Source organism: Pseudomonas sp. AC112, assembly GCF_979253545.1.
In genome coordinates, this window is record NZ_CEEDCM010000001.1 from 3,210,179 (window position 1) to 3,223,650 (window position 13,472).

Annotated in this window: 5 protein-coding genes and 1 pseudogene; 4 read left to right on the forward strand and 2 right to left on the reverse strand. The window is 54.6% G+C overall.

The annotated features are described in order from the left end of the window. Positions 1 to 338: 338 nt before the first annotated feature. Together AC0IYN_RS14885 and AC0IYN_RS14890 are read left to right on the forward strand one after the other, a co-directional pair. Positions 339 to 1,676 carry an OprD family porin gene (locus AC0IYN_RS14885; protein WP_471842023.1) on the forward strand — a complete coding sequence of 446 codons (1,338 nt, stop codon included), beginning with the start codon at positions 339 to 341 and terminating at the stop codon, positions 1,674 to 1,676. 134 nt (positions 1,677 to 1,810) lie between these two features. Then, entirely contained in the window at positions 1,811 to 2,716 is a 906-nt protein-coding gene (locus AC0IYN_RS14890) for a LysR family transcriptional regulator (RefSeq protein ID WP_471842026.1), read from the forward strand. Between the two features lie 334 nt (positions 2,717 to 3,050). Here the strand turns inward: AC0IYN_RS14890 and AC0IYN_RS14895 are convergent, their stop codons facing one another. Both AC0IYN_RS14895 and AC0IYN_RS14900 read right to left on the reverse strand, forming a co-directional pair. Next, complete coding sequence (locus AC0IYN_RS14895; protein ID WP_471844787.1) at positions 3,051 to 3,839, reverse strand: methyl-accepting chemotaxis protein; 789 nt, start codon at positions 3,837 to 3,839, stop codon at positions 3,051 to 3,053. 69 nt (positions 3,840 to 3,908) lie between these two features. Further along, positions 3,909 to 4,724: pseudogene (locus AC0IYN_RS14900) on the reverse strand (cache domain-containing protein); the annotation flags it as partial. 853 nt (positions 4,725 to 5,577) lie between these two features. Between AC0IYN_RS14900 and AC0IYN_RS14905 the strand changes: the two are divergent. Both AC0IYN_RS14905 and AC0IYN_RS14910 read left to right on the forward strand, forming a co-directional pair. Then, the gene (locus tag AC0IYN_RS14905) at positions 5,578 to 8,442 is read left to right on the forward strand and encodes an SNF2-related protein (RefSeq protein WP_471842030.1); all 2,865 of its coding nucleotides are present in this window, start codon (positions 5,578 to 5,580) and stop codon (positions 8,440 to 8,442) included. 14 nt (positions 8,443 to 8,456) lie between these two features. Continuing rightward, complete coding sequence (locus AC0IYN_RS14910; protein ID WP_471842033.1) at positions 8,457 to 13,379, forward strand: Eco57I restriction-modification methylase domain-containing protein; 4,923 nt, start codon at positions 8,457 to 8,459, stop codon at positions 13,377 to 13,379. Positions 13,380 to 13,472: the final 93 nt, after the last annotated feature.

Consider the following 13,472-nt stretch of genomic DNA (forward strand, 5'->3'; position numbering starts at 1 on the left):
TCACATGGAAGTTGTTGTAGTGCGGTAGCTGAAGGGCCGCATCCCCAAAGCGCACCACAACCGCACTCTCGAATTACCACTTGGCATCGATGCTGGCTCCCGATCCTTTAAGGAGCCAGCACCTTTTCACGCGTCTCGACACACAAATCAAAACTTGTCTAGCCAATTATTTCGGATTCATCACACCCTAAAGGCAAGTGGCAGCTGATTTGACTAATGCCATAGGTTTATAAAGTAAAAACTAGAGACTTATAACTCACGCAATAGAGCCAATCACTGAACCGGTGGAAATGAATCTGGGCCAAGAACACAACTATAAAAACGAGAGGAGCTTCAAAATGAGCAAGTTCACCTTGACCCTAGCCGTGGCTGCGGGGGTTTTGACGCAGCAGGCAGTCGCTGCAGGCTTCATCGAAGACAGCAAGGTATCCGTCAGTTCGCGAACCATGTATTACAACGCCGATGCTCGCGAAGGTCCGAGTACTCCTGCTAACAATCAGCGAGAAACCGCTGAGGGACTCAAGTTCGATTTCCAGTCAGGCTTCACCCAAGGTGTCGTCGGTTTCGGTTTTGACGCCCAAGCGCTGGTCGGTATCCAACTGGACGGTGGCAAAGGCCATCACCCGGACAATAACTCTTTCTCTCCTAGCGATTCTGATGGCTCGGCAGTGGATGAATGGAGTCGCCTTGCGGGCAACGTCAAAGCTCGCTTCTCCAAGACAGAGGCCCATTACGGTAGTGGTCTGCAGCCAAACATGCCGATCCTAATTGCTAACGACACTCGCGTGCTGCCACAAACTTTCGAGGGGGGCACCGTCACCTCGAAGGAAATCGACAACGTGACCTTCAACGTGGGTCAGTTGGAGCACGCGACAGGCCGCGCCTCGAGCAACAGCACCGGCCTGGCGGTGAATGGTGGTACCCAGGAAAGTAACCAGTTCCGTTATGCCGGTGCTGACTGGAAGCTCACCAAGGACCTGACCCTGCAGTACTACTATGCGAACCTAGAAGACTACTATAAGCAGAACTTCCTTGGCTTGGTGCACGTTTACCCGATCAGCACAAACCAGTCGTTCAAGACCGACATTCGCTATTTCGATAGCAGTTCCGATGGCAAGAACGGCGATCCAGGTTACACATTCAATAACAACGGTGGGTTCGCCAAGAACCCAGGCGAGGTCGATAACAAGACCTGGAGCGCCATGTTCACTTACACCCTGGGTGGCAACGCCTTCCTGGTCGGTCATCAGCGCGTCAACGATGACGGCGGCTTCGTCTATTTGAATCAGGGAAGCCTGCTCAATAACAGCGGCCACAATTACGGTGCCGGTGGTGCAAGTTTCTACCTGTTCACCGACGCCATGATCAACAGCTTCGTCCGTGCCGGTGAAAACACCACTTTCGGTCAGTACACCTACGACTTCGCCTCGCTGGGCATTCCAGGCCTGAAGGCTTCGGCCGCCTATCTGCGCGGTGAAAACATCAAAGCTACCAATGGAATAGGTAACGACCAATCCGAGTGGGAGCGCGACCTGCGCGTTGATTACGTGATTCAAACAGGAGCGTTGAAAGGGTTTGGTACGACACTGCGTCACGGCACGTATCGTGGCGATACCAATATCAATGCCCAGGACCAGACCCGTCTGATCTTCAATTACACCTACAGCTTAATGTAATCGACATCTCTGCGAGAAAAAGCCTTGCCTGTTGGTGAGGCTTTTTTTTTTGCGCAATTTTTTGTTCCAAAAAGCTCGGCCTGTTTCAGGACCTTTGTGCTTTGTCCTACTCAATCTGTAACCGAGGGTACTCTGTGTCTCTAGACCATCTTAACTGGAACGATCTGAGGATCTTTCTGGCCGTTGCGCGAACTGGCAACTTGCTGAAGGCAGCACGCAAGCTGAGCATCGACCAATCCACGGTCAGTCGGCGCGTTGCTCAGCTTGAATACATTCTTGGCGGCAGTTTGTTCGAGCGAAATCACATGGGGTTTGCTCTAAATGGATTTGGCGGAGAATTGCTTGAGTCGGTGCAAGAAATGGACAACGGCTTTGCGGCGCTGACCGCGGCGCTTGAACGGAGATCAAATACTCTGCATGGTCCAGTGCGCATTGGCACCATGGAGGGCATTGCATCGCTATACCTCAGCAGCAGATTGGTGGACCTCAATCGTGAATTTCCAGCCATAACTGTCGAACTTGTCACCTCTGCGCAGCAGCTGTATGTCACTCGCCGAGAAGCTGATGTATTTCTGGGCTTTTTCAAGCCTCATGGAAAAGGCCTCGACACTGAGCATATGGGGCGGTTTTCACTCCATCTGTATGCTGCCCCCAGCTATATCGAGCAATACGGCGCCCCTGAGAACGCCGGGGAATTATCTCAGCACAAATTTGTGGGCTATATCGGTGATCTGATTCATATCAATGCTGTTCGTTGGCTTGAAGAGGTAGTGGATAAACCGACTTACGCTTTCCAATCCTCCAGCATGCTCGCGCAAATGTTTGCTGCCGCGGCGGGCGTCGGAATAGTGCTACTACCCGAGTTCGCGGACGCTAGCCGCTTCGGGCTACTTCGGCTATTAGCTGAAGACATCCGCGTAACCCGAGACTTATGGCTAGGCGTACACCATGAACTACGATACATACCTCGCGTTAAAGCGACGGTCAGTTTCCTCGAGAATCTCCTTCTTAAGGATCCACTATTCGCCCAAACCGATTGATAGTCCGGCATCTGACATCGGTTTCACTCCAGACTCCGTCACGATGCCGACTACCCTGAAGTAAAGATCTCCCAGCAATTCAAGCTTCCCAGGACATCCTGAAATTGATCGGACACAACGCACCGATGTTGCCGATACCAGCCTGCTCAAATGCAACCCCGTCGAGGAGGGTTGTGACGTCTACGCTCTACGTCGCTGAAGGGCTAGCCTCGGTCATTGTATTGCCCCAATCACTGGGTATATTGAGTACTGACTCCGTGCATCGAAGCACCAGGCAACGTCTTCAGTAGAACTGGGGCAGGCCAATGACCCTCACTGCTGCAAGAAAGCGGGATCAGATTCGGAATTGTTTAACGAGCGCGTCAAGCCTGTCACCAAGTCCAGCGACACTTCTAGCGGTAGCGGCACCCTTCTGAGTTTCTTGTGCGACCATTTCAGCTGCGAGGGCAATACTGGTCATGCTTTGATTGATCTCTTCAGCGACTGCTGTTTGCTCCTCGGCAGCGGTGGCAATCTGAGCACTCATGCCATTGATCGTACTGACTAGCTGAGCCATAGCGTCTAACGAATCACCTGCCTCGTTAGCTTGGCCTCCGGAAATTTTGCCTTTTTCACTGGAGCTAACCATCGCTTTCACGGCCGCGGAGGTACCTGATTGAAGGTGATTGATCATGCTTTGAATTTCTTGGGTACTGTTTTGTGTCCTGCTTGCGAGAGCTCGAACCTCATCCGCGACCACTGCAAAACCACGGCCAGCATCTCCTGCTCGAGCCGCTTCAATAGCAGCATTCAACGCTAACAGATTGGTTTGCTCGGCGATTGAGCGTATGACGTCAAGCACACCGACAATCGACTGCGCATCGTGCTGAAGCCGGTCTAACGACATGCTCGTCACATTCACGTCCTCAATCAGCGAATGAATGCTCGCGATCCCTCCGTTTACGACATTCCGGGCAGCAGCCCCCACCTCGTCTGTTTCTTTAGCGGCAGTAGCAGCGCTTTGAGCGCTACGAGAGATTTCGTGTGACGCAGCAGACATTTCTTGCACCGCCGTCGCGACTTGATCTGTTTCCAGTTTTTGGCGATCCATCACGAGCTCAGTTTGTTGTGCCTGGGCGGCCATTTCCTTTGAATGCTCAGTAAGATCGCGAGTAACCTCAGCGATTTGCCTCACCACCCCTTGAATTTTTTCGACAAACCGGTTGAAGGAGTCGGCTAAGGCTCCAAGTTCATCTTTGCTAGTGACAGGAAGGCGACGAGTCAAATCACCTTCACCGGCGGCGATATCATCTAGATTGGATTGGATAACCAAGACAGGTTTGATAATCGAATTACCCAAGAGCACAGCGATCACCGCAATCAAGAGCAGTAACACCAGGTCCGCAATCACAATACCTTTGGCTAGAGTATAGATTCGAGCGTATTGGGTTTGCGCAATGCGACTGACTTCCTCCTCAATGTCATCGAGGTTTACCGCGGAACCGATCATCATGTCCCACTTGTCTAGGAGCACTGAGTAACCGAGCTTCGGAACCGGCTTGTCGCTGCCTGGTATGGGCCAGTCGTAGCGCAGGAAATGTTTACCCTCACGCGCTAGCCGGTTCAGTTCACGGATAACGTAAGCACCGTTTGCGTCCATTGCGTTATAAAAACTAACACCTATGTCGATATCCTTGTCAGCCCAAAACAGTCGCACGATGTCTCGGTCATATCCAAAAAAATAGCCCTGTTCTCCATAGGAGAGCTTGCGCAGGATCTGTACTGCGCGATCTCTGGCCTCCACGTCGCCAAAGCTCGAGCTGTCATAGATGGCTTTTACGGAAGAGACAGCCATCTGGACATGGTTTTCGAGCGCTGCACTACGTTCTTTTAACAGTAGTTGCCGGGCTTGCTCGACCTCCTCCTGAGCCAAGCGAAATAGCACGGTTATTGAGACCGCACTCACTGCCACGGCAAGAACAAAGGTAGGGACAAGCGCCAGAAGGATGACCTTGCTACGAAGTTTCATATGACATAACCCCCGAATTGGTGCGTGGTCCAATTCCGTTTCTGCAAGTCATGCAGTTGAGGGGTATCGATAGATTGCAGGAGCCTGCTGTCAAAGTAGCTTCTAGTCATTATTTTTCCGAAAGTTAAGGCGCTGACTCACGGAGTATCGGCGGCATAAAGCGTTTGCCATAACCGGCGTTTTCGCAATCAGTATTGCAAAAATGCAATTACCACTTGCAGTGGGCCGTCACTTGAATCGCTCTTCGTATAGCTACTGGGAGTGTATTAAGAGTGACGACAGAGGGGGGATAAGTGCAGAGCCGATATTTTCGATAACGCTACTCTCTGCTCGATGCGGCGCTTTGATATCTACTATGCGAGATTAGCTACTGCTGCCGCACAGATGGCACCCGTTTGACCACGCAAGGTATGTAGGACGGCTACTCCAGCATTTGGCAGGTAGCCACTCCATCTATTACTCGCGCGTAAAAATGTCAGATCTGCTATGGGGAATGGTCTGCATCTGTTGGCGTAACGGTAGCTTCGAGTCCAGCCGTATGTACTGTATTGCATGGCGCTGCGTGTTGGGATGAGTACGTCCGTCACAACTCATTCGCCCAGTTCTGGGTTAAAAAGCTGGTAAAGTGCCACCCGCCGCATCGCTGTGGTGAAAATCGTAAAGCCGATTGCTTGGGGGCAATATGCGTTGTGTCCTATACCTCGTTATGCCCCCCTTGGGTGACATAACTACCCTCGCGACAGACGATTAATTCAATATCGATGACAGTGCCGATACGGGTAGGCCGATGTGGTGATTGCCTTCCGTTTTCCAGTGCTCGCTGCGCACCTAAAGCCCTGACAAGGATTGCACCATGCAACTGACCCAAGCCCCGGCCCCCGGTGCCCGTGCACTAATCCGCGATGAAGAGTGGATTATCCAGAACGCCGACCAATGCAATCTTGGTGGCTGGCAGCTCTCCTGTATCGGTGTGTCGGAAACCGTGCGCAATCGTCATGCTCTTTTCCTCACTCAGCTCGAAGACGTTACCCTGATTGATCCAGCAAAAACTGAGCTGGTGTACGACGACTCGCCCACATTTATCGCTTCGCGGCTGTTTATCGAGGCGCGTCTGCGTCAGTCGGCGCTGCAAAACGAATCGGTGGTGATTGGTCAGCATGGTGTGATGGATGCACTGCCGTTTCAGTTGCAGCCCGCTCATCAGGTCTTGCAGCAACTGCGCCCACGCTTGCTCATTGCGGACACAGTAGGTCTGGGTAAAACCCTTGAGGCCGGCATCCTTACCGCCGAGTTGATGCGCAGAGGTAAAGCTCGCCGCATTTTGGTGGTCACCACCAAAAGTATGATGCGCCAGTTTCAACAGGAGTTCTGGAACCGCTTCACCATCCCGCTCACCCGCCTGGACTCAGCCGGTATTCAGCGCATTCGTCGCGATATCCCAGCCAATCACAATCCTTTTAACTACTACGACCGCACCATAATCTCGGTCGATACCTTGAAGCGCGACAGTGAGTACCGGCACTACCTGGAAAGCGCCTGGTGGGATCTAATCATCATCGATGAAGCCCACAACGTTTCCTACAAGGGCAATCGCACTCAGAGTAATCGCTTGGCCGAGTTACTCTCGCAACGCTCCGATGCACTGATCTTGCTCACCGCCACCCCACACAATGGCAAAAAGGACAGCTTCGCCAGCCTCGTGCGCATGCTCGACCCCACGGTGCTGCCAGCAGGGGCCGATTACACCCGCGAGGATGTCGATCACCTTTTTGTTCGCCGTTTCAAGAAAGATGTGCGCGAGCAGATGAAGCAAGAGTTCCCCGAGCGCGAAGTGTTTCGTTTGGCATGCGCCGCAAGCCAGGCGGAAAACCTCGCCTTCGATGCCCTAGCCGAGCTCAAACTTAATAGCGACGGGGCCGGCGCGCGCGACGGTGCGATGTTGTTCCGCACCGTGCTGGAAAAGGCGCTTTTCTCTTCCCCGGCAGCCTGCTTACAAACGCTGAAAGAGCGCATCCGAAAGCTCGAGGTAAAAGACGCACGCCATCCTGATCTTGAGGGGCTGCGCCATCTTCAAGTTCTGGTGCAGGGCATCAGTGCCGACAAATTCAGCAAATTGCAGCACCTCATTAGCCAGCTCAAACAAGGTCAGCACTGGCGTTGGGATGGCAAAGACCCCAGTGACCGTCTGGTGATCTTCACCGAGCGGGTGGAAACACTGAAATTCCTCCAGCTAGAGCTGCCCAAGGCCCTGGGTTTAAAAGATAACGCCATAGCCATTCTGCACGGCCAATTGCCTGATCTGGACATCCAGCAAACGGTCGAAGATTTCGGCAAAACCCATTCGCCCCTGCGCCTGCTGATTGCTTCGGATGTAGCCTCCGAAGGTCTTAACCTGCACTACCAAGCTCATCGGCTGATCCACTTCGATATTTCCTGGTCGCTGATGGTGTTCCAGCAGCGCAATGGTCGTGTGGATCGCTATGGTCAACTGCATGCCCCGAAAATCGGCTATCTGCTGACCGAACCTCGCCACGAGAGAATTCGCGGTGACTTGCGCTACTTGGAAATCCTGATCGATAAGGACGAGCAGGCGGCAAAGAATATCGGCGATCCATCAGCCTTTATGGGGCTATATGACGAGGAGCTGGAAACCGTCGAAGTAGCCAAGGCCATTGAAGGCAACCGCACTGTCGATGAATTCGCCGCGCTACTGGCTGGGGATGACATCGACCCTTTCGAAGCCCTGTGGGGCGCGAACGTACCCAGCAATGATAGCGTTGCACCCGCCAGCACAGCAGCGCTCGTGGCGCCCACGGCTGAACTCACCAGTCTGTTTAACGACAGCTACATTTACCTTCGCGATGCCTTGCGTTGGCTGGCGCAACAGTCGCCACGCGAACATGCTGCAATCAAAACGGATGATGCCAGCCGTACGCTAAGCTTCCAGCCCAGTCGCGACCTTGCTCGGGTGCTTCAGCGTGATCTGGCCAGCGAAATGTGGCCGACCGATAACACCTTTGCCTTGAGCGCCGACAAGGCTGTGGTTGAAGAGGCCATCAAACAGGCCCGCGACACCAATGCCTGGCCGCAGCTGCATTACCTCTGGGCGCTCAACCCCATTGCCCAGTGGCTCGATTACAAACTTATGGCGCTGTTCCGCCGCCAGCGTGCGCCGCTGCTGCGGGTTGCACAGGGGCTGGCCACAGGCGAAGCCATCGTGCTGGTGCTCGCCCAGGTGCCTAACCGCCGTGGTCAAGCCGTGCTAGCCGAGTGGCTGGGGGTACAGCTCGATGCTGCTGGGCAAGTACAGAGCGTCATCAGCCTGGAGGAAGCACTGCACCGTACAGGGCTCAACAGCACTGCAAAAGCGCAGGCCAACTATGGCCAGGCGCCGGACAGCAGTACCCTGCAAAGTGCACTACCCGCGGTTATTCAGGCTGCTGAGAAACACATCAAACCGATCAAGCAGGCCTTCGATGCCAGCTGTCGCCAGCGTCTGGAGCGCGAGTTGGCCAAGCTGAAAACCCTGCAGCTCAAACACAAGGTACAGCTGGAAATCGATTTCGCCAAAGGTATCGAACAGGTGATCGCAGCCAAACGTATGCAGAAAGAAAGCGCCACCGCCGACCTGTTCAGCAACTACCAACAATGGATACGCGACACCCTGCAACTGGATGACCGCGCTCAGTTCACCGTTGTCGCCGCACTGATGGCTTAAGGAAGGAATACAGCATGAGTTTTGCCATCACCGGCCTCACCAATGCCAACGAGTTCTACAGCCAGCACTACCTGGACGAGATCCTCGAAAAAGACCTCAAGCCGCTGTTTGATCAATGGAAAGAGCAGGGCGCGCAAAGCCCCGTCGCTCGTCTGCGCACTGCCGCGGGGGCTAATGGTTACTTTCGCGCCCGTGAGCGCTTTCTGAATGAGCGCAAAACCAGCGAGCGCGCCAGCCTGTTTATTGACCTGGTGCAGCCTCTGCTCGCTGCCCTGGGTTTCGAGCTGGTGCCGCAGAACCTAGTCTTGGCCGAAGGCGAATTGCCGGTGCTCGCGGTGTATCGCGATGCCAAACACCAGCCGCTTTTGGTCATTGCGGCAGCTATTGCTAATGCGGAAGACGAAGACAGCAGCCCGCTGCAATTGCTTGCGCCAGCGGCCAGTGAGCAAGGTAAAGGTAAATATGCCCACAGCGACTGGGAAGAAACCCTCAGCAAACGCCTGTTTGCCGACGACCACCCGCCACGTTGGGTGTTGCTGCTACACCATGAAGAGTGGTTGCTGATCGAGCGCAGCAAATGGGGGCGCAAGGCATTGCTCCGCTTCAACCTGCCGGAACTGTTCGGCCCGCGTGATGACAAGCAGTTCCGCGCTATGGCCGCGCTGCTAGGCAGCCAGTCGGTGCTGCCGGTAGAAGGCGGGGTGGCGCTGCTCGACAGCCTGGACGACAGCTCGCATAAGCATGCCTTTGAGGTATCCACTGATCTCAAATACGCCCTGCGTGAATGCATTGAGCTGATTGCCAACGAGGCCATTTGGTACAAACGCACGGTGGCCAAAGAGAAGGTGTTCGAGCGTAACGATACCGACCTGGCCGACCAGCTCAGCCGTGAAAGCCTGCGCTACATGTACCGTCTGCTGTTTATGTTCTATATCGAGGCGCGGCCCGAGCTGGGCTATGCGCCCATCGATGCCGAGGCTTACCTTAAGGGCTATAGCATCGAGCACCTGCGCGAGCTGGAACAAACCCCGCTGACCACCTGCGAAGCTCAGGAAGGTTTCTATTTTAACGATAGCCTCAAGCAATTGTTTGGCCTGATCTGGCAAGGCTATCCGCGCCAGGATGCTACGGCGAGTCAGCTCGACCTAGGTGGCAGTCGTGATGGCTTGCTCGACAACGGCTTCACCATCGCGCCGCTACAAGGCCACCTGTTTGACCCTACGCGCACACCGCTACTGGGTAGCGTCAAGCTGCGTAACTCGGTGCTGCAGAAAGTGATCGAGCTAATGTCATTGTCCCGGGGCGGTGGCAAGAGCCGTCGTGGGCGTATCAGCTATGGCACCCTCGGTATCAACCAGCTGGGTGCGGTGTACGAATCGCTGCTGTCCTTCCGTGGCTTTTTCGCCGAAGAAGATCTCTACGAGGTACGCCCTGACCCCAAGGGTAAGAAGGCAAGTACGGGCGACGAGAGCGAAGAAGACGATTCGAGCGAGAGTGATACGGACAGAGAGGAAGGCCTCGATACCCCCAGCGCCGCCGACAAGAAAAAAGATGCCGAGGTCAACCCGCTGGATGCGGCGTATTTTGTACCTGCCAGTAGCATCTGCCAGTACACCGACGCTGAACGCTTGTTTGGCGGCAATACGAAGATTCATCCTAAGGGCAGTTTTATCTATCGCCTGGCCGGTCGTGCCCGCGAAAAATCGGCGAGCTATTACACCCCGGAAGTGCTGACCAAATGCCTGGTCGAGCATGCGCTGAAGGAGATTCTCCCCGGCAAGTCGGCAGATGAAATTCTGAAGCTCACCGTGTGCGAGCCGGCCATGGGTAGCGCTGCGTTCTTGAACGAGGCTGTCAGCCAATTGGCTGAAGCTTATCTGCAGGCCAAGCAGAAGGAGCTGGGCCGCACTATCCCGCACGAGCAGTACACCGAAGAAAAACAGCGGGTGAAGATGTTCATTGCCGACAGCAATGTCTTCGGTGTGGACCTCAACCCCATTGCGGTGGAGCTAGCTGAAGTCTCCTTGTGGCTCAACGCCATTTTCAAAGGCAGCCATGTGCCGTGGTTTGGCTTGCAACTGTATAATGGTAACTCCCTGGTGGGTGCGCGGCGCGAGCTTTTTAGCACCGCCCAGCTCAGCCCGGGCAAAGGTGAAAACGGCCAGCCTGAAAGAGACTGGCGCGCCGCCGCGCCGCGTGCCTTGCCGTTGACGCAAACGCTGGCGGCTACCGATGTGTTCCACTTTTTGTTGCCTGCTGAAGGCATGGGCATGGTTAGCGATAAGGTCGTCAAGGCGCTCGAACCAGCCGCCTTCGAGCAATTCAAACAGTGGCGCAAAGCTTTTACCGCGCCGCTCACCAAAGACGAAATTCGTCGCGTAGAGGCCTTAAGTCTGGCTACCGAACAGCTCTGGCAGCAGCATGCCCTAGAGCTGGCTCGTGTGCGCGCCGGCACCTGCGATGAACTGCACGTGTGGCCCGACCCGGCCGCCAACCGAGCCCCCACCAGCACCGCGCAGAAAGATGCCGCCTATCAGCGGGAAATGCTTAGCGAAGCGCAGAAAAACGCGAGCCCCTACCGTCGCCTCAAACTGGTGATGGATGCCTGGTGTGCCCTGTGGTTCTGGCCGCTGGATAAGGCCGGTGAGCTGCCCAGCCGCGAGCACTGGTGGTTTGTGCTGGAAACCGTGCTGCTCGGCAATGCAAGCCTGAGCAACGCATCCTCGGATGATCTGTTCCCGGAAACCCAGCCGCAACAGGGGCTGGATTTTGCTCCCGAGCGAGACCGTTACGGCCATGTCGATATTGCCGCGCTTATAAGCGCCCTGCCGCAACTGCAGGTCGCCCAGCAGGTGGCTAGTCAGCAGCACTTTATTCACTGGCCACTGGAATTTGCTGATGTGTTTAAGTCTAGGGGCGGTTTTGATGTGATCCTCGGTAACCCGCCGTGGATCAAGGTGGAGTGGAACGAGCAGGCTCTGCTGTCAGATTTTGACCCACGCTTTGCCATTCGCAAGCTCAGCGCATCAGATGCGGCAAAGCAGCGCGAGGCTGTTTTTGCCGCGTTGCCGATGGCCAAGGCAGATTACCTGGCTGAGTGTGTGGCCACGGAGGGGATGGGACAGTTCCTGAACGCGCAGCAGAATTACCCACTACTGAGGGGGCAGCAGAGCAACCTGTATAAATGCTTTTTGCCGCTGGTGTGGCAGTTAGGCTGTGGCGTTCAAGCGTTGTTGCATCCAGAGGGCGTGTATGACGATCCTAAAGGTGGTGAATTGCGCGCTGCTCTATATTATCGGTTGCGGGCGCATTATCAATTCCAGAACCAGCTTATGCTGTTCGCCGAAGTAGCTCATCGGGCCAAGTACAGCATCAATATCTACCGATCTGCATTGGCGACTCCTCATTTCAAGTCGTTGGCCAATTTGTTTCATCCTTCAACCGTTGATTCTAGTTTGGTACACCTTGGCGGCGGTATTACGCCAGCCATTAAGCGTGATGAGGGAGGCTGGGATTTTAGAGGCCACCGCAATCGGCTTATTGAGGTTACGGAGTCGCTGCTAGCCACATTCGCTTTACTTTACGACGCTCCAGGAACACCTTTCAACCAGGCACGTCTTCCTGCGGTGCATAGCAGAGAGCTCATGTCAGTGTTAGAGAAGTTTGCTCGTGAGCCTCGTCGTCTAGGGGACTTAAAAGATAACTACTTTACGCTGGAAATGTGGCACGAAACTGGTGCGCAGAAGGACGGTACCATTTATCGTGAAACCAATTTTGTTGAATCCTCCTCTGAGTTAGTGCTTTCCGGTCCACATTTCTACGTTGGCAACCCCTTAGGTAAAACGCCGCGCGCCATTTGTACTGAGAAAGGTCACTACGACACTCTCGACCTCGAACGTCTAACCGAAAATTACCTACCGCGCAGTAACTATCGACCCAACCCCGATGCCCGCGTCTACGCTGCTCGTACACCGCAAGTGAGTTGGGTGGATGATGGGATGGAGGGCGCTAGTCCGGTAACGGAGTACTACCGTTTTGGTGCCAGGGCGATGATCAGCATTGGTGCAGAAAGAGGCCTAATCTCAGCAATTCTCCCTAAAGGTGTAGCTCATACGCATGGCGTTCGCTCCTATGTTTTCCGACAGTCCGACGACTTAGTGACCTTTTCCGGACTAACTTTTTCGTTGCTATATGACTTTGCAATGAAAATCTCAGGCCGCACTAATCTTGCTCAAAGTCTTGAAGATTATCCCTTTCCCGATTTTTCGACGAGTATTAGAAAATTCCAAAGCCGTTGCTTAGTTCTATCAGCGCTTACCACTAACTACGCCGATCTTTGGCGTGAGTGCTGGCATCCTGATTTCGCCCAAGACCGATGGGCTAGTAATGATCCGCGCTTGCCTCAGAGCTTCTTTTCCGAGCTTACCCACGAATGGCAAAGAAACTGCGCTGTGCGTAGCGACTTCGCCCGCCGACAGGCGTTAGTGGAAATTGATGTACTCGTGGCCCAAGCCCTGAACCTTACCCTAGAGGAGCTGCTGACGATCTATCGCGTGCAGTTCCCGGTGATGCGACAGTACGAACGCGATACCTGGTATGACGCTAACGGGCGCATTGTCTTCACCACTAGCAAAGGCCTGGTCGGCATCGGCCTGCCGCGCAAGGCCGGCAAGCGTGATGCCAATTGCACTGTTCGTTTCCCCGACGGCATCGAGAAAACCTTCCGCTTCGGCTGGGAAGATGTACAGCCCAAAGACGGCCAAACCCAAGTCCCCGACGGCACCGTCATCCAGCGCCCCATACTTGACGATACCCACCCAGGCGGCCCGGTTCGACGCACCATTCAATACATTGCCCCCTTCACCTTGGCTGACCGCGAGGCCGACTACCGCCTGGCTTGGGCCCATTTCGACAAAGAGGCGAGTGATCATGACTGATTCTGGCAATCCGTTCGCGATCATGAGCGATAACTGTCCCATTTGCTGTTCCAGCTGCCGCAGCGTCGAGTTTGCCAGGTTCTCAGTGAAAAA